The sequence below is a fragment of the Bifidobacterium sp. ESL0732 genome (assembly GCF_029395535.1).
Lineage (GTDB): Bacteria > Actinomycetota > Actinomycetes > Actinomycetales > Bifidobacteriaceae > Bifidobacterium.
The window spans coordinates 1,568,187-1,589,261 of record NZ_CP113920.1; the positions used below are offsets into that span (position 1 = coordinate 1,568,187).

The 21,075-nt window shown below is 54.6% G+C and carries 18 protein-coding genes; 5 read left to right on the plus strand and 13 right to left on the minus strand.

Annotated elements, in window-relative coordinates; genetic code table 11:
• Nucleotides 1–135: 135 nt before the first annotated feature.
• The 3 genes from OZX70_RS06085 to OZX70_RS06095 all read right to left on the minus strand — a co-directional run bounded on the left by OZX70_RS06085 (nucleotide 136) and on the right by OZX70_RS06095 (nucleotide 3,266).
• On the minus strand, nucleotides 136–933 hold the full coding sequence (locus tag OZX70_RS06085; protein ID WP_277179912.1) for a DUF3159 domain-containing protein: 798 nt from the start codon (nucleotides 931–933) through the stop codon (nucleotides 136–138).
• 109 nt (nucleotides 934–1,042) lie between these two features.
• On the minus strand, nucleotides 1,043–1,975 hold the full coding sequence (locus OZX70_RS06090; protein ID WP_277179914.1) for a DUF3710 domain-containing protein: 933 nt from the start codon (nucleotides 1,973–1,975) through the stop codon (nucleotides 1,043–1,045).
• A gap of 196 nt (nucleotides 1,976–2,171) precedes the next feature.
• The gene (locus OZX70_RS06095; RefSeq protein WP_277179916.1) at nucleotides 2,172–3,266 is read right to left on the minus strand and encodes a LacI family DNA-binding transcriptional regulator; all 1,095 of its coding nucleotides are present in this window, start codon (nucleotides 3,264–3,266) and stop codon (nucleotides 2,172–2,174) included.
• A 339-nt stretch (nucleotides 3,267–3,605) separates the two neighbouring features.
• Between OZX70_RS06095 and OZX70_RS06100 the strand changes: the two genes are divergently transcribed.
• The 4 genes from OZX70_RS06100 to OZX70_RS06115 all read left to right on the plus strand — a co-directional run bounded on the left by OZX70_RS06100 (nucleotide 3,606) and on the right by OZX70_RS06115 (nucleotide 7,996).
• A complete protein-coding gene (locus OZX70_RS06100) occupies nucleotides 3,606–5,123 on the plus strand; it encodes a sugar ABC transporter ATP-binding protein (protein WP_277179919.1) in 1,518 nt (505 codons plus the stop codon).
• Nucleotides 5,116–6,111 carry an ABC transporter permease gene (locus OZX70_RS06105; protein WP_277179921.1) on the plus strand — a complete coding sequence of 332 codons (996 nt, stop codon included), beginning with the start codon at nucleotides 5,116–5,118 and terminating at the stop codon, nucleotides 6,109–6,111. The genes OZX70_RS06100 and OZX70_RS06105 overlap by 8 nt, the downstream gene beginning before the upstream one ends.
• Nucleotides 6,112–6,348: 237 nt before the next feature.
• Nucleotides 6,349–7,452, plus strand: coding sequence for a substrate-binding domain-containing protein (locus tag OZX70_RS06110; protein WP_277179923.1), 1,104 nt, complete (start codon nucleotides 6,349–6,351; stop codon nucleotides 7,450–7,452).
• 130 nt (nucleotides 7,453–7,582) lie between these two features.
• On the plus strand, nucleotides 7,583–7,996 hold the full coding sequence (locus OZX70_RS06115) for a VOC family protein (RefSeq protein ID WP_277179925.1): 414 nt from the start codon (nucleotides 7,583–7,585) through the stop codon (nucleotides 7,994–7,996).
• An 85-nt stretch (nucleotides 7,997–8,081) separates the two neighbouring features.
• Here the strand turns inward: OZX70_RS06115 and OZX70_RS06120 are convergent, their stop codons facing one another.
• From OZX70_RS06120 to xerA, 7 genes are all read right to left on the minus strand, one after another.
• A complete protein-coding gene (locus OZX70_RS06120; protein WP_277179927.1) occupies nucleotides 8,082–8,948 on the minus strand; it encodes an exodeoxyribonuclease III in 867 nt (288 codons plus the stop codon).
• Nucleotides 8,949–9,079: 131 nt separating this feature from the next.
• Complete coding sequence (locus tag OZX70_RS06125) at nucleotides 9,080–11,104, minus strand: ABC transporter ATP-binding protein (RefSeq protein ID WP_277179929.1); 2,025 nt, start codon at nucleotides 11,102–11,104, stop codon at nucleotides 9,080–9,082.
• A 17-nt stretch (nucleotides 11,105–11,121) separates the two neighbouring features.
• Entirely contained in the window at nucleotides 11,122–12,099 is a 978-nt protein-coding gene (locus OZX70_RS06130; protein ID WP_277179931.1) for an ABC transporter permease, read from the minus strand.
• Nucleotides 12,100–12,116: 17 nt separating this feature from the next.
• Nucleotides 12,117–13,043 (minus strand): ABC transporter permease, encoded by a 927-nt coding sequence (locus tag OZX70_RS06135; RefSeq protein ID WP_277179933.1) that lies wholly within the window; start codon nucleotides 13,041–13,043, stop codon nucleotides 12,117–12,119.
• 199 nt (nucleotides 13,044–13,242) lie between these two features.
• The gene (locus tag OZX70_RS06140; protein WP_277179934.1) at nucleotides 13,243–14,874 is read right to left on the minus strand and encodes an ABC transporter substrate-binding protein; all 1,632 of its coding nucleotides are present in this window, start codon (nucleotides 14,872–14,874) and stop codon (nucleotides 13,243–13,245) included.
• A 355-nt stretch (nucleotides 14,875–15,229) separates the two neighbouring features.
• A complete protein-coding gene (locus OZX70_RS06145) occupies nucleotides 15,230–16,876 on the minus strand; it encodes an ABC transporter substrate-binding protein (RefSeq protein WP_277179936.1) in 1,647 nt (548 codons plus the stop codon).
• Nucleotides 16,877–17,074: 198 nt separating this feature from the next.
• Nucleotides 17,075–17,989 (minus strand): site-specific tyrosine recombinase/integron integrase, encoded by a 915-nt coding sequence (gene xerA / locus OZX70_RS06150; RefSeq protein ID WP_277179938.1) that lies wholly within the window; start codon nucleotides 17,987–17,989, stop codon nucleotides 17,075–17,077.
• 225 nt (nucleotides 17,990–18,214) lie between these two features.
• Between xerA and OZX70_RS06155 the strand changes: the two genes are divergently transcribed.
• The gene (locus tag OZX70_RS06155; RefSeq protein ID WP_277179940.1) at nucleotides 18,215–18,472 is read left to right on the plus strand and encodes a DUF6725 family protein; all 258 of its coding nucleotides are present in this window, start codon (nucleotides 18,215–18,217) and stop codon (nucleotides 18,470–18,472) included.
• 11 nt (nucleotides 18,473–18,483) lie between these two features.
• Here the strand turns inward: OZX70_RS06155 and OZX70_RS06160 are convergent, their stop codons facing one another.
• The 3 genes from OZX70_RS06160 to OZX70_RS06170 are packed head-to-tail and all read right to left on the minus strand — an operon-like array spanning nucleotide 18,484 to nucleotide 21,064.
• A complete protein-coding gene (locus OZX70_RS06160) occupies nucleotides 18,484–19,500 on the minus strand; it encodes a prephenate dehydrogenase/arogenate dehydrogenase family protein (protein WP_277179942.1) in 1,017 nt (338 codons plus the stop codon).
• The gene (locus tag OZX70_RS06165) at nucleotides 19,494–20,543 is read right to left on the minus strand and encodes a prephenate dehydratase domain-containing protein (protein ID WP_277179944.1); all 1,050 of its coding nucleotides are present in this window, start codon (nucleotides 20,541–20,543) and stop codon (nucleotides 19,494–19,496) included. Before OZX70_RS06165 ends, OZX70_RS06160 begins: the two co-directional genes overlap by 7 nt.
• Nucleotides 20,540–21,064 carry an alcohol dehydrogenase gene (locus OZX70_RS06170; RefSeq protein ID WP_277179946.1) on the minus strand — a complete coding sequence of 175 codons (525 nt, stop codon included), beginning with the start codon at nucleotides 21,062–21,064 and terminating at the stop codon, nucleotides 20,540–20,542. The genes OZX70_RS06165 and OZX70_RS06170 overlap by 4 nt, the downstream gene beginning before the upstream one ends.
• Between the last annotated feature and the right edge of the window lie 11 nt (nucleotides 21,065–21,075).

Sequence of the window (21,075 nt, forward strand, 5' to 3'; positions counted from 1 at the left end):
CCTCTGCTTCTAACATTCATTTTCCGCGCGGACGGATGTCAGGTCCCGCACTTTATCGTTCATTTTGTAGGGCATCTTGCGGCCGATATCCTTGATTTATCGAAACCGGCATATCCCTTTGACTGGGGTATCAGTCTATCGTTGACCCTCGTCCGTAGCTTTCGCGGTATTCACATCATCTTCGACGGCACCGCCATTGTCAATGCCAGTACCCTCGCCATTTTCGGCTTGCTCATCCTCATCATCTTCCGATTTGAACTTGGGATGATGCCTCATCGGGTCGGCAATCAGCAGATACGAAACCCAAATCGCCAATGCCCAGAACGGCAGACCCATCAAAAGCCTTGTCGTACCCAACCAAGTGACGTGATTGGTGAGGTAAAGCGGCACCTGCACCACCAACCGCAGGGCGAACACTCCGATCCACATGGCCGTGACGATGTCGTAGGCACGCATGAGTTTCCTGTCGCCACGCCAATCGGCCAGCCAAGCACGGAAGTGTTCGGTAGGCAGGGACCGGATGAACTCTACCAGAAAACCGACCCCGGGCACGCGGATGGCAAGTGTGATGGCGAGAACCACGATATAGATGCTGTTGGTGAGGAATCCGTACATGTAATAGTTGCGGGCCTCGTGTGTGTTCCACGCCCAAATAAGGCAGATGGCGATGGAAATCAGCCCGGCCAACGCGCCCAGCACAGTCTGGTGTTGGATGAGACGCACGACGACCAGCAGCACGGCCAGCACCGCCGAAACGATGATGGTCATCTTGAGGTCCGAAGTGATGACGAACATGACCACGAACACGAAACCCGGCAACATGGATTCGACGACGCCACGAATGCCACCAATGGCGTCAATGACTGAAAAATCCTCGCCGTTTCCGGCTGCCGCCAGCGCTGCGAATCCTTGACGTTTTTTGGTGTCGGCCATGTTGTCCTGTTCTGTTTGAAGTGGTTTATTATCTCAAATCATCTCATGCCGGTACATGATTCGCCGGTCAGCCCCCAAAGGCAAACCGGCGAATCGAAGAGCAAGCAAATCAGCGCAATTCCGAGAACATCGGGCCACGTGAAATGGTGGTCTGCACCTCGGTCTGCTGGTCGGCGACGAACGGGCCTTTGATGCGCTTGGGAATCTTGTGGTCTTTGCTATCCTTGTCGGCCTTCGCCGCGGCTTCGTTGGCCTTGCGACGCTCCTCGGGCGAGACCGGGGCATGCATCGGAATCAGGTCGCGTGGGGCCAGCGGTTCCTCACCGCGGTCGACGACGATATCCGAAAAGAACTGATTCAAAGTCTTGGTCTCAGGGCTTTCCGGATGGGTGGCGGCGCGACCGGAGAAGATGCCGCGAAGCATCCAGCGGGGGCCGTCGACGCCGACGATGCGGGTGATGAGTTTCTTGCCGCCCTTCACAACGACCGGCAACTTTATCTCGGTACCGAAAATGCCCGGTTCCTTACTGGCCTTGGGATTGGCAGCGAGCAAATCCTCGCTCACCCCGTCCCACAGGCTCAAAGTCTTGGGAGCTGCGAGCGCCTCGATCTCAAGGCTGGAGGCCTTGTAGGAGATGGTGCAGCCGAGTACCTGACCGCTGGCGCGGTTGGCCTTGACCCTCAGCTCGATGCCTTGCAGGAACGGCAGATAGTAGGCGCCCATATCGAGGTAGTCATCGTAATTCGGCGCTTCCTCCTCGTCAATGTCCCATGGCCCGTACAACTCGCCACGTTCGGGGTAGGTCTCACTCGGCTCGTCGGGAACCTTGTATTCATCGGCCGCTTCGGTATCTTCGTTCTCAGAATCCGCTTCGGTATTCTCGGATTCCGCGTTTTCACTATCTTTTGCAGCGGCCGCACCGCTATCAGCACTGCTATCATCGGCTGCCGAATCAATGGCCTCGTCTTTTGCCTCGACCTCTTTTGCCTTGGCCTCGTCCTCGTCATCGTGCTTCTTTTTGCCGAATCCGAACAATCCCATAGTTCCTCGTTTCAAAACCTAAAATGATGGTTCAAGCCTATCACCGGGCGCAGTCGCAAAAGCCGTGCCGAATTCCTTTAATGATTTTTACGGCCAAATACGAAGGCAACGGTCATATAACCGACAACAAAACGCTATCAAAAGATCAGGAATCATAGGCAAAACACCAAATGGGAACCAAACCAGTCATTGCCTTTCAGACCTGCGGCTTTGGCGGGATTTCGCCGCTACCTCGCGCAATAAACGTGGTGGGTATGACAATGGATTTAACAGTCGAATCCGTGGAATTGACTTTATTAAGCATCAGTTGCGCGGCTTGCTTCCCCAATTCCACACAATTTTGCGAAATAACACTGACACCTGGATCCAGTAAATCGAAAAGGTCAAAATCGTCGAAGCCTATAAGTGCGATATCATGTTGCAAACCAGCCTCATAAAGCGCGTGTAAAGCCCCAATTGTGATGAAATTCTGTGCACTGAATATTGCTGTTGGCCGCTCGGATTGTCTGAGCAATACAGAAACTGCCTTGCGTGCCTCCTCCTTGTTTGCCAATTCAGAAATGACGCTCTTTTGGTTAAACGGAATACCGGCATCAACAAAAGCATCTCTGAAACCCAATTGGCGTTCCATAGCGGTTTGCACATGCAAGCGTTCGGTCAGCAACACGATTCTACGATGGCCCTGTTCGATCAGACGCAACGTAGCGGATTTCGACGCTTCACGATTATCGCTGGTGACATAATCCGCGGGCACTCCAGCCGGTTTGCGGTCAATGAACGTCAAAGGAATATTCAACGATTCGGCCATCTTGAGATTGCGCGGGTCGCTGTCGGCAGAGCTGAGAATTATCCCATCCACCCTTCTGCTGACAAGATCTTTGAAGATAACCGCCTCTTGCAACGGATCCTCATGCGAGCTGCCGGTAATCAACGTATAGTTTTTCACACGAAGTGTATCTTCTATGCTACTTTGCACCTGACCGGCAAACGGATTGGTGACGCTACTGATAATTAGCCCGAACGCGTTGGTACGTCCGTCGGAGCGCCGTAGACTTCTGGCACGGACATCGACTTGATAGTGAAGGTCTTTAATCGCTTTCCATACACGATCAGAAGTCTCTTGCGTGACATAATGTTCCTGATTAATCACGCGCGACACGGTCTTTAAACCAACACCCGCCTTTTCAGCAACCTGACGCATGGTGACATTCTTTTTAGGTGCCACAAGCCCGGAAACGGCCGAATCGCCGTTCTCCTGTTTCCGTCGTGCACGGTCATCTGTTTTATTCACAAACGGACTCTTTTCACTGTCTGTATTCATGGTATCAGTGCGTATTGCCGAAAAGCGTAGGTGCGTATAGGAGCGCCTAAACAAAAACGAGCCAGTGGACTCGTTTCCAATTATCGGTATTAAATGACGAAATTAGTTGGCGGATAACATTTCAATTATCAATCAAACGTCGAAATAATCGCATCATACCAATGTTTTCAATCATCATACGGGACTTCGGTCTATTTTTCAATATGACGATTTGACATCGAAAAAGAATATGATAACGTTGTCTGAAATCGATGATCGATTCGCGTTAGTCAATGAAGAACAACATCAAAGATGAGATTGGAGCGCAATATGGATAATCAACGACCAGTTCTGTCAATGCAGAACATCAGCAAGTCGTTTCCCGGGGTGCAAGCCCTAAAAGACGTAAAATTCGAACTTTACCCCGGCGAGGTTCATGCGCTTGTGGGTGAAAACGGAGCGGGAAAATCGACATTATGCAAAATCATGACTGGAATTTATCCTGACTTTGAGGGAACTTACGAGTACTGTGGCAAGCCGGCCGAATTCAAGAACATCGCAGATGCCCAAGACGCAGGCGTTTCCATTGTCCATCAGGAACTCAACATGCTCAACGACCTGACGGTGGCGCAAAACATCTTCATTGGTCGGGAATCGAACCATTTCGTCTTATCCGATAAACGGCTAGAAGCCCAAGCGGCAAAACTGATCAAGGAGTATGACATCGAGGTGCAACCTGATCAGTTATTGCGCAATCTTAGCGTCGGTAAAGCCCAAATGGTTGAAATCGCCCGTGCGATGTCATACGTGAACACGAAAGTGCTCATCCTTGACGAACCTACCGCTTCGCTTTCCGAAACCGAGGTCGAAGAGCTGCTCAATAAAATCAGACAGATGAAGGAACGCGGCCTAGCGGTTGTTTACATATCTCACCGTATGGATGAGGTAATGGAGATATCTGATCGCATCACGGTGTTACGGGATGGCCAATTCATCAAAACACTCAGGACCGAAGACGCGACGACCGATGAAATCATCAGGATGATGGTAGGCCGTGACGTGAGCAACACACGGAAAACCGTCAACGAAGTGCCCGAGAACGCCGAGGTCATACTAAGCGCTCAAAATCTGCACTCGCCCGACGTCAAGCAAGCCTCATTCGAACTTCACAAAGGCGAAATTCTCGGTTTTGCAGGGCTCATCGGAGCCGGTAGGACAGAGACCATGCGAATCCTCTTCGGCTCAGATTCCAAAGGTTCAGGCGACATCACATTGCACGGTAAGAAGGTGCGGTTTAAAAACCCTCGGGAAGCTATCTCGAACGGTATCGCCTATCTGTCCGAAGACCGGAAGCGTTATGGTTTGGTGACCAATTTGTCGGTGGTGGACAACACCGTTCTGCCGTCTTATGACAAACTGTCGAATGGCATCGTCGTAAATCGTAAAAAATGCCGGGAGTCCACCAAGCATTACACAGATCTGTTGAACATCAAAACCCCAAGCATTGATCAGAAGGCTAAGAACTTATCGGGCGGCAATCAGCAAAAGGTCGTTTTGGCGAAATGGCTGCTGAGGGATGCCGAAATCTTCATCTTCGACGAACCGACCAGAGGTATCGATATCGGAGCCAGAGCCGAAATCTACGAACTGATGCAAGACCTCGTCAAACAAGGAAAATCCATCATTCTCGTATCGTCCGACCTTACCGAAATTCTCCACCTCTCCGACAGGGTCGTGGTCATGTGCGAAGGACGCACCACTGGTTCGCTGGACATCAGCGAAGCCACTGAACAAACAATTATGAAGTTGGCAACCAAAAGAGAAAATTCAAGGAGCAACAATGACTGAAAACAAAGTAGAACGCAAACGACCATTCGGTCTGAACCTATCAGGATCTGCAATGCAGCAAGTCGTCGCACTGGCCGCATTGGTCATACTATATGTGTTCTTCTCGATTTTTGGAAACAACTTCCTAACCACGGGCACATCTCTGAGCATCTTGAGTTCGTCGTATTATATTGGTTTCCTCGCCATCGGCACGACCTTTGTAATCATCACCGGTGGCATCGATCTGTCGTCCGGCACGGTCATGGTGGGTGCCGCACTCATCGGTGGCGTGGCTTACAACGTTTGGCATTTGCCAGTAGTCGTGGCCTTGCTGATTGTGGTACTCACCGGATTGGCATTTGGCTTGGCCAATGGCATCCTGATTGGTGTGCTAGGATTACCTCCCTTCATCGCCACACTCGGTATGCAGTTCATCTCGCTCGGCCTATGCTCCGTAATCGCCAAAGTACAAACGCAGACCTGGCCGAGCCTAGGCACACGTGACGGCGCGTTCAAGGAAGTGATCTACAAATGGGGAAATATTCCAATGGGCGCGATCTGGCTCATGGTGTTCTTCCTCATTGCCTGGTTCCTGCTCAACCGCACAAAGCTGGGACGCTACACCTATGCCATGGGCTCCAATGAAGAAGCCACGGAGCTTTCCGGCATCAACGTTGCCCGTTGGAAGGTGGGAGTCTATGTGCTCAATGGACTGTTCTGCGGTCTTGCAGGTGTCATCTACGCGGCCACCTTCAGCTCAATCACCCCTCAGACCGGTAACGGCCAAGAAATGTACGCCATCGCCGCAGCAGTCATCGGCGGCGTATCCCTCGCTGGAGGCGTTGGCTCGCTATGGGGCACGCTCATCGGCGTCTTCGTCATCAGCGTACTGAAAAACGGCTTATTGGCTATGGGCCTTCCGGTTCAGTGGCAGCAATGCCTCATCGGTGTCGTCGTAATTCTGGCCGTACTCTTGGACGTCATCAGGACAAGGAGGCAAAGATCATAATCAATTCGCGCTTTTAACACTAACAGCCGGCTCCACGTCGGAGCCGGCTTATATTCCCCATCTACATGCCCACAGCTCCATTGCGGCGCAACAACTGAAGTACTAACCAATAACCGTTGAATGTGGGTGCATTCTGTTCGAATCACGAAGATGATTTTCGGGCATTTTAAAACACACAGTTTTAACTGTGGAGAACGGAAACCGTTTCCCACAGTTAATCGAATACAAGGAGAAACCATGAAGGTAAAGAAGATTCTCGCTGCCAGTGTCGCAGTACTTGCATGTGCAACCATCACCACCGGCTGCGGTAGCAACAACAACTCAACCTCAAGTAGCGGAAAGACCAAGATAACCATCATCTCCAAAAGCTATCAGAACCAGTTCTATCAGGCTGCATTCAAGGGAGCAAAGGATGCTGCGGCAAAGTACAAGGTCGATCTGACCACCAACGGCCCCGACGCGGAAAGTAACGTATCACAACAGGTTGAGCAACTTGGCTCCGCAATCAATCAAAAGCCCAGCGCTATAGCTTTGGCAGCATGCGATCCAAACGCTGTACAAGACAATCTCGCACAGGCAAAAAGCAGCGGAATCCCGGTCATAGGTTTCGATTCAGGCGTTCCTGGCGATAAGTCAGGGGCGGTCGTGGCAACAGCAACGACTAACAACAACAAGGCTGGCGCCAATGTCGCCACAAACCTCGTCAAGAACAAGGACGTGCAGACTAAGCTGGAAGCCGGAACCGCGGCGAAACCGGCGGTTGTTGCCATCCTCGCACAGGATTCAACTTCAGGTTCGATTGTCAACCGTGTCGACGGGTTCGTGAAAGCCGCAGTAGAGGAAATCAGTAAACTCCCGAATTTGGACGGAGCTGTTTCCGTGTCCGGTCAAGAGAAATGGACCAAGAATTCCGCTAAGCCCGCAAAAGTAAAAGTCGTGGTCACTGTGCCTCCAACCACCAGCCAAGCCGATATTCAATCAGCTGCGACTTCCATATTGGGCACCCAAGGATTGGTAAGCATCTTCTCTGCCAACCAAGATGGCGTCAACGCCCTGCTCAGCGCGACGAACGATGGGACCGAGTTGGACAAGAAAACCGGCAAATACAAAGATATCTTCGTTGTTGGGTTCGATTCCGGAAGTTCACAGCGCAAGGCACTCAAGGCCGGGGAATTCCTGGGCTCAGTTACTCAGGATCCTTATCAGATGGGTTATCAGGCCGTGGCATTGGCCGTGAAGGCAGCAAAGGGAGAGAAAGTATCTAATTCCGATACCGGTTCCCACTGGTACGACAGCTCTAACATCGACAACCCGGACATCGCGAAACTGCTCTACGACTGAAGACATGGGGCAATACAGCCTCAAACAAGCAATGCTCGGAATAATGGCGTACTGATTATGCCCTTCGGCGCTGCGCCATCCCTCGATGTATCGAATAGTCAACACAAACAGGCAAAAGGTGAGGAAACTCATGAATCAATCGACAACCGACAGTGCAACTCATCTTGTCCACGTTTCCTTGGTCGTTCACTCATTGTCCACGGAAACGGATTTCTACCATTCCGTTCTGGGACTATCCCTTGGCCGGAAAATCAATATGGGCAATCATGTCATTCAATATATCGAAAGCGGAACGCCAGCAATGCTCGAATTCATCGAATATCTTGACGACCGCGCCATAAGTGACGACGAAGAGCAAGAATTACGTCATCATCTGGCGTTCGCCGTCAACGACATCGATCAAACACTGGCAAAAGTCAGACAGTCAGGAGGCGAGATTCTGAATGAACCTTGTTTTATGGAACAACTAGGTTTTCAATCCTCCATGATTCAAGATCCCGAAGGATTCCAAATCGAAATAGTGCAATACGGTAACTTAGGTTGAATTCGTTTCGGCTGTCCAATCGGTTGTCACTAACAATCAATGAAGGGTGCGCTCCCTGTGTGTCAGGAAGCGCACCCTTCATGTTTTAGACCTCGTAGACCACACTCAACGGCGCGTGGTCGGACCAGCGAGTGTCGTAGGAAGGCGCACGGTCGATATCGAATGAGACGGCCTTTTGCGCCAGTCCCGGAGTGGCCAGCTGATAGTCAATCCTCCAGCCAACGTTATTGTCGAAGGCACGACCACGCTGGCTCCACCAGGTATAGGGACCCTGCACGTCGCCGGCGAGATTTCGCATCACGTCAACAAAACCGTATTGTGCGGGATCGAGCCACTTGTCAACGTAGGCGCGTTCGGCGGGCAGGAAGCCGGAATGTTTCTCGTTGGCCTTCGCGTTCTTGATGTCCAGCGGGGTGTGGGCGATGTTCATATCGCCGCACAACAACGCCTGGCGTCCTCCTTTTTCAGCCTCGTCGCGCAGCTGACCCATGCGTTCAAGCATGCGGTCGAGGAAGCGATATTTCTGGGTCATCTTCACGGGATCATCGGTGTTGCCGGCATGGACATAGACACTGGCAATGGTCAGTTTCATACCTTCCGGTGTGGTGACATCGGCCTCTATCCAACGTCCGGAATCGACATCTTCTTTGAGATTCATCAGCCCGTAACGCTGTTCCTCGATCTTGAGATCCGAAAGCAGCCCGACACCGGCCCGGCCCTTGATACGGCAGACCTCGTCCATGCGGCCAAGCCCGTCCGCGGCACCGACCTTGCCAGCCTTCTCGTACCCTTTAGCCATGTCGTCGAAAATCAGGTCAATCTCCTCCTGTGGGGCGCGCACCTCCTGCATGCACCAGATATCGGGAGTATTCGTCTCGGCCCAGTCGAGGACGCCTTTGCGTTTGGCTGCGCGGATACCGTTCAGATTCGAAGTAGTCACTGTTATGCTCATGGTTCCTGACGATACACGCTTGCGTGGTCGCGGCGCGCACAACACTACGCTCGTTTGCAGAATATGAAAATCCCGCCACGCTAAGTGACGGGATCAATGAACCTTCAGATTGTTATCGGCTAATCCGAGAATTAGTCCAGACCAAGCTGCAAGTGCCCGCCAGGAATCGCGTCGAGCAGATCCTTGGTGTATTGCTTCTGCGGATGGTCGAAGACCTCATCGGTGGTGGCGTGCTCGACGAGCTTGCCCTTCTGCATCACCACGACCTCATCGGCAATCTGACGGACGACCGCTAGATCATGGGTGATGAAGAGGTAGCTCAAACCACGCTCGGCTTGCAGATCGTTCAGGAGCCTCAGCACCTGATCCTGCACCAACACGTCCAAGGCGGAAACGGCCTCATCACAGACGATGACATCGGGATTCAGCGCCATTGCGCGTGCCACGGCGATACGCTGACGCTGGCCACCGGAAAGCTCGTTCGGGTAACGCTGCATCACCGATTGCGGCATCTCAACCAAATCGAGCAGCTCACGCACGCGCTTCTCACGGCTCTTCTTGTCACCGATGCCATGGATGCGCAGCGGTTCCTCGATGGAGCGATAGATCGAATACATCGGGTCGAGCGAACCGTACGGGTTCTGGAAGACCGGCTGGACATGCCTGCGGAAGTCCAGCAGCGACTTGCCTTCAAAGCCGCTGATATCCTTGCCTTCATAGGTCACCGTGCCGCTGGTCGGTTTCAGGAGCTTCAGCACCATGTTGGCCACGGTGGATTTGCCGGAGCCGGATTCACCCACAATCGCGAGCGTGGTACCACGCTTGACAGAGAACGACACATCGTCGACGGCTTTGAACATCTCTTTCTTACGCGGGAGCTTAAATTCCTTGGTCAAGTGGCTCACCGTGATGATGTGCTCACTTTTTTCAAGCGTTTCCTCACCCTTGACATGATGCTCCATCAGGGACTCGGTGTTCTCGCCGTGCTCCTTGGCGGAGATGATGCGCTGCGAGGCCAACGACGGGGCCGCAGCCACCAGACGCTTCGTGTAGGGATGCTGCGGGTGCTGGAGTACCTCAAGCGACGGACCGGATTCGACGACCTGCCCCTTGTACATCACGACGATCTGCTGGGCGCGTTCGGCGGCCAGTCCCAGATCGTGGGTGATGAAAAGCACTGCAGTCCCCAACTCGTCGGTCAAGGCGTGCAAGTGGTCGAGAATCCTCTTCTGCACCGTTACGTCGAGAGCGCTGGTGGGCTCGTCAGCAATCAACAGGTCAGGGCGGCAGGCCAGACCAATGGCAATCAGGGCACGCTGCAACATGCCGCCGGAGAATTCGTGCGGATACTGGCGGGCACGGGTGGCCGCGTCAGGAAGTCCAGCCTCCTCCAGAAGACCAGAGATACGATCGGTCATGGTGCTGCCAAGTACATACTGCTTGGCGATTTCCCAAGCCTTGTCATCAGACACACCAGCCTTGATCAGGTCATCGGCCACACGCCAACGGGTTTCCGAGCCGGGAACCCATTCCTTGGTGAAGTAATCCATCTTCTTCTTGGTTTTGTCGCCAGACACACCAGCCTCGGAAAGCGCGGCTTGTGCGGCCTTGAGCAGGTCGGGAAGCTCCTTGGAACCGATGAAGGTCTCATCGTCCTCGCTTTTGACGGCCACCTCGCTGCCGGCCAACGCCTTGGCCAGCTTCGAGCGCTTCTCGTGGGAGATGTCCATGTGGTTGGCCTTCAAGGCTTCTTCCACCTGGGTGCCGATACGCCAGACAGGGTTCAGGTTGCTCATCGGGTCCTGCGGGACCAGACCCATCTTGTCGCCGAGAATCTGCTCGTACTGCTTGCGCGTGTAACCGGAGATTTCCTCGCCCTCCAGCTTGATAGAGCCGCCCACCACGTGGCCGGTGCCGGGAAGCAGCCCCAGAACGGCCATGGCCGAGGTGGATTTGCCGGAGCCGGACTCGCCTACAATCGCCACCCACTGGCCGGGGTAGACGTTGAAGGAGGCATCGCGCACGGCATGCACCGCATGCTTGTCGCCGGTGATGAAGTCAACCTTGAGATCCTTGACCTCAAGAATCGGCCCCTGCTCTTTCTGCATTTCGAAGAGTTTGTCGTTCTTTTCGTTCTTGCTATTCATTTCGCTCATCGTGTTTTCCTCCGCACTCACGCCGTACGGCTCTTGGGGTCAAGCGCATCCTTGACGGCATCGCCCATCATGATGAAGGCGAGCACCGTGATGGCCAGCGCGGCCGACGGGTAGAAGAGGACCGAAGGATCGGTGCGCAGGATGGTCTGCGCGTTGGAGATATCGCCGCCCCAGCTCACAGTGGTGGTCGGCAAGCCGATACCAAGGAAGCTCAGCGTCGCCTCGGAGACGATGTAGGTTCCCAGCGATGTGGTGGTGACCACAATAATCGAGGCCATCGAGTTGGGTAGGATATGCCGCATCAGGTTGCGCCACGGCGTCGAACCCAGCGCCGTGGAAGCGGTGTTGAACTCAAGATTCTTGGTTTCCATCACCGCACCTCGCGATATTCGCGCGGTCTGTGTCCAACCGAACAACGTCAGCACAAGCACGATCTTCCAGACCGATCCGGAAGTACGGAACATCTGCAACACCACGATGGCGCCGAGCAGCATCGGGATAGCCATGAAGATATCAGTGAAACGGCTCAGCACCGCATCAATCCAGCCGCCGAAGAAACCGGCGAGGGCGCCAATCAAGGAGCCCACGATCATGACTAGCAGGGTGGTCAGGATGCCGACGCTCAGCGAGGTACGGGTGCCGTAGACGGTACGGGTGAACACATCGCAGCCCTGGGTGTCATAGCCGAAGGGATGGCCGGGGCCGCCTTTCTCCAGCGAATGCTCCAGCTGGCAGAAGTTGGGGTTCTGACGGGTGAAGACACCTGGGAACAGCGCCACGAAGATGACGCAGAGGATCAGTATCGCCGAAACGATGAACAGCGGGTTCTTGCGCAGTGTTCTCCACGCATCAGCCCACATGCTGGTGGCAGGTGCCGACTCGTCGACCGAATCGACTTCCTGCAACTTTACGGCATCCGGGGCGGCGACGTAGCGTTCCTGCCCGGGAAGTACACGGGAATTGGCCATGGTTGTATCTGTTGTCTTATCGCTCATTTGGTCTCCTCCCCTACTCACGCGTACCTGATGCGCGGATCGAGAGCCGCGTAGAGCATATCGACGGCCAGGTTGCATACCACGAATATCAGGGTCAGCAGCGTGACGATGGAGACCACCATGTTGCTTTCACCCTTGAGGATGCTCTGGTAGGTGAGGAAGCCGATGCCGTGCACGTTGAAGATGGTCTCGGAAATCATCGCGCCGCCCATCAACGCGCCCAAGTCCTGCCCGAGGTAGGTGACCACAGGAATCAGGGAGTTACGCAGTACGTGACGCACAATGACCTGGCGGTTGCTCATGCCCTTCGCACGTGCGGTGCGCACATAGTCCTCGGCGATGTTCGACGAAACTTCGGAACGTGTAAGCCTGATGATATAGGCCATCGAGACTGAACCAAGCACCATGGCCGGCATCAGCAGATCAAGGAAGCCCGGGTCGCTGCCCGCGGTGACCGGTAGCAGACGCCACTTGACACCGATGAAGTACTGGGCCAAAAAGCCGGTAACGAAAGTTGGCACAGAAATCAGGAGCAGGGAGACGATAAGGATGACGGAATCGTACCACTTGCCCTTCTTGAGGCCCGAGATGATGCCGAAGATGACACCGAACACCGCTTCGAAAACGAACGCCATCAACGCCAGCTTGATCGTGACGGGGAACGCCTGCCCGATTTCGTCGATGACCGGCTGACCAGAGAACGTATTGCCAAAGTTGAGTGTCAGCGCATTCTTCAGGAACAGCAGATACTGAATAATGAACGGCTTATCAAGGTTGTATTCTGCGCGGATCTGGGCTGCAACGGCCGCGTTGATCGGCTTGTCACCGAACATCGCCTTCACCGGATCACCGGGAAGTGCGAAGACGAGGGCGTAGACCAACAATGTTGTGCCGAGAACCACGGGGATCATCTGCAGGATACGGCGCAGAAGATACTTGCCCATCGGTTAACTCCTTATTTTCTTAAGCCCGGGATTCCCAACATAGCTTGAAAGCACTGATAACCCTCGGCTTTTAGACATATGCCTGTAAGTGTAGCGCAGGCACAAGTCAAGAATGTTTAAAAAATGTGAAGGTGATGTCACACCGACCATCACCTTCACATGGATTTTCGCTCTATTTCGGAACGAATAAAGCCAAACGCTACTTATGCAGTTGGCTGTAAACCGGCAGGTTCTGCCAGTCGATGGCCAGGTTCTTGACTCCCTTGGCAGCCACACCGTGAGCATTGTCATAGTACATGGGAATCGTCGGCAGATCGTTCAGGAGAATCTCCTGCGATTGGCTGTAGATGGCGTTGGCGGCATCGGTGGAAGGCGCCGCATAGGCGTCGTCCATCAACTGATCGAATTTCTGGTTCTGGTAATCCCCGTCGTTGGAACCGCTGCCGTGTGCCGCGGCGGAATCGTATTCCTGGAACAGATAGTTCTCAGCCGAGGGATAGTCGGGCTGCCAACCTGAACGGAAGCCACCCTTGATGCTGCGCTTGTCGACGGCATTGCGGAATTCCTGGAACGTCGGCATGGGGTCGGCGGCCACATCGATGCTGAGCGTGTTCTTGATGGAGTTGACCATGGCGTCGTAAATCGCCTTGTTGCCACCGTCCGAGTTATAGGAGATGGTGAATTTGTCGTTGTCTTTGGAAATTGCATCGGCTTTGGCCCACAGTTCCTTGGCCTTGGCAGCGTTGAAGACGAGGTTGTCTTTGCCGTTGAGGTTCTTTGAGAATCCCGGGGTCTTGGGCGAGGTGAAATCAACCGGCTGCGTACCCGTGCCGTTAAGCACCTTGTCGATGATTCCTTGCCTGTCGATGGCCTTGGAAATAGCCTGACGACGCAAGGTGCCCTCTTCAGTACCCGACACGAAATGCGGCAGGTTCGAGGGAATCGTGAACATCTGGATGATCGAACCGGGCTGGTTGTATGCCTGCACGTTCTGGTCGGTCTTAAAGCTTTTGGCATCGGCGGTGGGCACCGTGTCGAGCACGTCAAGATTGCCTCCCTGCACATCGGCGTAGGCCGCGTCCACCTTCGTGTAGATCTTGAACGTCACGCCCTTGTTCTTCGGCTTGACGTTGCCCTTATACAGATTGTTGCGCACCAACCGGATTTCCGTGTTATGGTTCCAGCTCTCCAGCTTGTAGGGCCCGTTGCCCACGGGGGCGTCGCCGAAGGCCTTCGGGTTCTTATAGAACGACTCTGGCAACGGCGCGAAGGCGAGGTAGCCGACCTTGATGGGGAACGTCGCGTCCGGCTTCGACATGGTGACGGTGAAAGTGGAATCGTCGATGTCTTTGAGACCGGAAAGCTGCTCGTCTCCCTTCAGACTTCCGGCTTTCTGCAAATCGTCATAGCCTTGAACGGTGGAAAGGAAGGACGAGCACTTCTGCGCGTTTTTGACATTGGCCACATAGCTCCACGCCTTGGTGAAGGATTTCGACGTCACCGGGGTACCATCGCTGAACTTCCAGCCCGGCTTGAGCTTGACGGTGTATTGGGTGGCGTTCGCATTGCTCTCGATTGATTGGGCCACCTCATTGGAAGCCTTGCCCTTGGCGTCGAACGACACCAAACCTGCGAAGAGCAGTGTGCCCGGCCTGGCGCCGCCGGACTCGTTGGTGTTGCCGGGAATGAGCAGATTCTGCGGTTCGGTGTCGAAAGCGGTGATCACCTCGTTGCCGTCTTTGCTCCCCGTTGTGTTCGATGCACCGCAACCGGCCAAAACCATGGCCAGCGAGCATGTCAGCGCGGCAAGCGCAAGCATTCGTTTCTTCATTATTCCTCTTCTTCCCTTCAATCTCTAATCGGTCTCAACGGCAAATCATGCCGAAAGTCTTATACTCGGCCCGGCAAACGGCCGCAAGATGCATTGAACCTCTTTGAAGCTACCGATAAGCCCCAATGAACACTATTCGGACACTTTCCGGCTAAATTGTGCAAAATGATGCGGTCGAACATAATCTCATCGCCGCACTTCGTGTGCAACAACAGCACATCGACAAAAGACGCCAGATTACAGGAAACAGCCCGAGCGCGCAAAAGTGGGAAGACGCTTTCGCATCTTCCCACTCCGGTTCTTACCAATGTTCCGACATTGTTATGTCAGAACAATGTACGGCAACTTCAATCCATCACTTATGCATCTGAACGAAGGTCGGGTAGGTCTGCCAATCGATGGCGAAGCCCTTGACGCCCTTGGCGGCGACACCGTCATTGGCCCTGTAGTAGAGCGGAATGGCGGGCAGGTCGTTCAGGAGGATCTCCTGGCCCTGCTGATAGAGCTTGTTGGCCTCGTCGACGGACTTGGCGGCATAGGCCTGATCCATAATGGCGTCAAACTTCGGGTTCTTGTAGTCGCCATCGTTGGAGCCTTGGCCGTCGGCAGCGGAGGAAGCAAAGTTCTGGACCAGATAGTTCTCGGCGGAAGGATAGTCAGGCATCCAGCCGGAACGGAAGGCACCCTTCACCTTGCGGTTGCTGATGGCGTCACGGAACTCCTGGAAGGTCGGCATCGGGTTGGTGGCAGCCACCTGCGAGCCGAGCGCGTTATTGATGGAGTTGACGATGGCGTCAAAGACGGGCTTGCCGTCACCATCGGAGTTGTAGGCGATGGTGAACTGGTCGGTGTCCTTGGAGATGGCGTCGGCCTTCTGCCACAGTTCCTTGGCCTTGGTCGGGTTGTAGTTGAGGTTCTCATTGCCCTTAAGGGTGGCGGAATAGCCGGGGATTACCGGAGCGGTGAACTCGTGTGCAGGCTCGCCGATGCCATTCAAGACCTTGCTGACGATGCCCTTGCGGTCGATGGCCATGGAGATGGCCTGGCGACGCAGCGTACCCTCTTCAGTGCCAGCCTGGAAATGGGCGAGGTTCGAGGGAATAGTGAACTGCTGGATGGAGGAGCCCGGCTTGTTGTAGGCCTGAAGGCTGGAATCCTTCTGGAAGGTCTTCAGATCGGCCTGAGGCACGGAATCCAAAGCATCGAGGTTGCCAGCCTGCACATCGGCATAGGCGGCATCCATCTTGGTGTAGATCTTGAAGGTAATGCCGTCATTCTGCGGCTTGTCGTCACCCTTGTAGTTCGGGTTCTTCACAACCTTGATCTCGGTGTTGTGCTTCCAGGAATCGAACTTGTACGGGCCATTGCCCACCGGGGCGTTGCCGAATCCCTTGGGGTCCTTGTAGAAGGATGCTGGCAGCGGAGCGAAACCGGAATAGCCGACCTTGATCGGGAAGGTGGCATCCGGGGACTTGAGATCGACGGTGAAAGTGGTGTCGTCAACGACCTTCAGACCGGAAAGCTGTTCGTCACCCTTGAGTCCGTCAGCCTTCTGCAGGTCATCATAGCCCTTGATCGTCGAGAAGAAGGACGAGCACTTCTGCGCGTTCTTCGCATTGGCGACGTAGCTCCAGGCCTTGGTGAAGTTCTCGGCCTTGATCGGGGTGCCGTCGCTGAATTTCAGACCGGGCTTGAGCTTGACAGTGTATTGCGTGCCATCGGCGTTCGGCTTGATGGACTGGGCCTGGTCGTCGACCGGGTTGCCCTTGGTGTCGAAGCGAACCAGCTGCGAGAACAGACCGCGCAGGACCATGCCGCCGCCGGTTTCATTGGTGTTGCCGGGGATGAGCGGGTTCTGGGGTTCGGTGTCAAACAGCGAAATGACGTTCTTACCGCCGCCATTGGACGATGAGCTCGACGAGGAGCCGGAGCCACCGCAGGCGCTGAGGAGCATGGCCGCTGAGCACACTACTGCTGCAAGGGCCAGACCTTTCTTCTTCATAAGATTTCTCCTATCCTTTTGTTATTGTGCAAAAACTTGCACTTCAAACAAAAAAGGCCGGCAGACACGCCAACCTCATTGCTTTTCTCTTTAATTTATACGCTAGCTTACAGATTATGCAAGTTAGTATCCATAAAATGAGCAGGAAAAACTCAGCAAATACAGCAGAAATTCAGGATATAATAGAATTTTCGTGTTTTATGCTCGCGGAAAAGCCTGCTTGTAGCGAGATTTGAGCTGTTCGATGGAGACGTGCGTATACCGTTGCGTGGTTTTCAATGAGGAATGGCCAAGCATCTCCTGCACCTCGCGCAGGTCCGCGCCGCCGTCGAGCAAATGGGTAGCAGCGCTGTGCCTCAACGCGTGCGGTCCGATATCGGGCACACCAGCTTCCTCGGCCTTTTTATGGACCACCTCGCGAACCACGCGCTGGTCGATGCGTGAGCCGTGTGCGCCAAGAAACAGCGCGTTCTCTGACTTCGGATTCTCGGCCAATACCAGACGTCCGTGCTCACCCAGCCAAAGTTCAAGTGCCTGCATCGCTGGCGCCCCGAACGGCACAACACGTTGCTTGTCGCCTTTGCCGGTAACACGAACGGTTCTGGTATCAAAGGAGACATCGTTGATATCAAGCCCCGTGAGCTCTGTCACACGGATGCCTGTGGCATACAGCAGCTCGACCATCGCCGCATCCCGCAAGATAAGCGCTTCGTCTTTGGGCTTTTTGGAAACTTCCGCGTCAACCGTATTCATCAGACGTTCGGCCTGTGATTCGTTTAGGACGGTGGGCAAAGTCTGCGGAATCTTCGGCGTCATCAACGCAGCTGCTGGATTGGTGTCGATGACATCATGCTCGTCAGCCCACGCGAAAAAGTTGCGGACGGCTACGGTCTTGCGTGCCATGGAGCTGCGGGCATGATTGCGCGATTCGTACGCCATCCAGCCGCGCAAATCCTCGAGCTTCACGTCATTGAGGCTGGCCACACCATTGCGCGCAAGGAATCCCAGACATTCCTCCAAATCGGTACGGTAGGCTTTCACGGTGTTGTCGGAAAGGCCGCGGTTGGCTTTGAGAAAGGCAAGAAATTGGTTTATCTGAGGTTGATATTCCATTGCTCCCCTTTCGTTGCCGAAACCGAAATCTTACGAATCGATTCTGTATTTATGATATTTGGTTATTACCTTACTGCGCCATTCTTTTATTATTCTATTTCCTTCCGGCCACAGCGCTCCCGACACATCCGGATCGAACCACAAACCTATTGTCGACGGTGCAAACGACCTATAATGAAAACATTGTCTACGCTTAAACGTGCCGTCAACGTGAAATGAGGAAACATGCCGCTGCCGAAATCGATTCCTATCGGAGCACGTCTGATGGTCCGCACGCTTGACAGGCGCGATCCGCAGACCGGTCGACAGCAATACCGCGATTTCATCGGCCATGTTCGCGTCTGGGACGAGCGCACGCTTTGCATCACGCGTGACCCGGCCGCCAACGGATCAAGGCCGGCACAGGATGTTGATATTCCCCGCGATCGGATTGTGGCATTGAAACCGATCCCCGAACGTAAACCGCATCAGAAACAACAATAAACGTATGACACTCACACCTTGGAACGAGTCTCGACTTCGACTTGCCACGGCTGAATGAACCGGACAATGTGCTCGCCATGACGCGCGGAATCAAGCAACGTTTGCTGCCAGCCGGATTCGGGAACAGCAATGGTGATGCGGCCTGCATCGCCAGAAGTGACAGAGTTGCCGGACTTGCGTTCGCGCAGCTTATAGTCTCGGAACGCCTGGCCTGCTTCGAAGAACCTGGTCAATGCAGCGTCGTCGTGAGCGTGGAGGTCATCGGCAAAAGTGGTGAGCCTGCCGGCCAGATCACGCAACAGTACTTCGACGTTGTCGGCGTCCTCCTCGATCATCGCACGGGTACGTTCAGGGTCGGTCAAGGCCACGCGGGTCATGTCGCGCCATGAACCGGCGGCGAGCGCTGCGGCGATATTGCGGTCCGGGTTGGCGCTCAGTTCGTTGATGAACGCGGTGGAAACGACATGCGGGGCGTGCGAAATCATTGCGGCGGCACGGTCGTGCGTCTGGTCATCAAGAACGATAATGCGGTTGCTGACAGGATCAGTAATCAGCGCGGCCACTTTGAGGAAACGCTCGTAATCGGTCGTTTCGTCAACGGTAATGGCCCACAGCGCATCGTCATAGATGGCGGGATCGCTGGCCGCAAACCCGGAAAACTCGGTGCCGGCCATTGGGTGCGCCCCGACGAAACAATCGGCGAGACCGGCTTCTTCGACCTGCGCTCGCACCATCCCTTTGACGCTGCCGACATCACTCAATGTTGTTGTATTACGGTCAAGTACAGGGGCAAGTCGCTGCAACATCTCAGGCATGACCTTGAGCGGATTGCACAGGAAAAGCACCTCCGGCTTCGCTGCGGCCAAATCTTCCAATGTAGTCAGGCAGGTAATCCCGTCCCGGCGCGCGGCGGCATAGGGCTTTTCATTATGGTTCCAAGCGACGACCTCGACGCCTCGCTCGACCAATAATCTGGCCAGCGAACCGCCGATAAGTCCGAGGCCGACAATCCCGACCGATTTCACCACAGCAGTTCCCTTTCCTCTTTCGTCTCGACATCGCTGGCATGAATACGTTTGCGGCATATTCCGCCCTGCGGCAGCATCCAAGTATCCACCGGCGGGTTCGGGTGTTCCCCTCTCGGGTAGACGGCCAAGGTCTTGACCCAATCCCCCTCGGCGACAATCTGGTGCAGCAGATGATTGAAATTGGCCTGCCACGGGGCGGCATCCAAGGTGATAATGAAGCTGTAAGTGCCGGCATGTCCTTTGATGGGCCGTGACATGAGGCTGGTCATATTGAGTCCCTCATCGCGCACCGAATCGAGCAGCTTGGCGATGACGCCGGGGCCAGTGCTCAGGGGAATCACCGCGACGATCGTCTCGAAATCGACGGCATCATTTCGCCGATATGCTTGCAAAACGGCACGCACATCGTCTCTGGGTGCAACCACAAGGAAATCGGTATTGGCCCCGCTGAAATCCTGAACATTGTGTTCCAACGTTTTGAGCCCATACAATTCACCGCATAACGTCGGCCCCAAGGCTACTTGCCCCGCCTTGACGTCGCGGCACGCAGCGGCATTGGAGGACGCAGGCACTGGAGTCAAATCATGGGCTCTGGCGAATTTCGTACATTGCGCAAGACCATGGGGATGCGCCGCAATCTCGCGCAGCGGGGTTTCTCCGCCTTTGCCTGTGTCCAGTGCAGTGTCATCATCTGAGCGCACGAACGCATCGAATGCGATATCAACGCTCAAACGGCCCAGCCCGGCGAGATCCTTCGCATCGATCACGGCATCGAGGTTCGGAACGACATAGCCTTCGACGCTGTTTTCCCAAGCGACAACACCCCAACCCAAGCCAGCTTCGACGTCATGGATGATGGACGGGACGTTTTCACGAGCAACGAGCGCAACGCTGTCATGCTGCTCGTCCAACGCTTTTGCCACACTCGCCGCAGCCTGATGGGTAAAAGAGCCTTCGGGTCCGAGAAAGAAAAGCGTGCTCGCGAACGGCGGCTTCGGCTGTCTGCCGGTATTGTGGTTCGGGTTCTCGTTGTTCGTAGTCATGGTTGACTTACCTCATCCGAAAGAGTATCGCCCGCTCCAGCCTGGCGGTGTGCGGTTGAAGGTGCTTTAGGCGCAGAAATAACAAACCAGCTTTGCGGAAGGAACACCATCAGCAGCTGGATGACAATCATGCCAAGGAACCAGAACCAGAACGCATTCTGACTGAAAAACGGGATACCTGAACTGTAGAAGCCCATCGGCAACAGGATGTCGCCCGACGAAACGGTGATTGACGCGACGGCGATGACGCCTGAGGAAGCAATCAAATGCAACCCTAAGCCCACTACCCCGCTGCGGGCGCGGGCGCTCCAGGCCGAAAGAGCGATGATCAACAGGGCCAGCACCAAGCCGATCGGCACATTGTATTGCGCTCCGAGCCGATGCACGAGCGTACCGCACACACCGGCAGCAATTCCTGTGAGCACACAAATCAGCGCACGAATCCACACATTGTACCGATACGAGAATGGCAGATCCGCCTTTGGCGCGGCTGTCTTGGAAGATTCGACACGAGAGCTCATAGTGCCAGTAT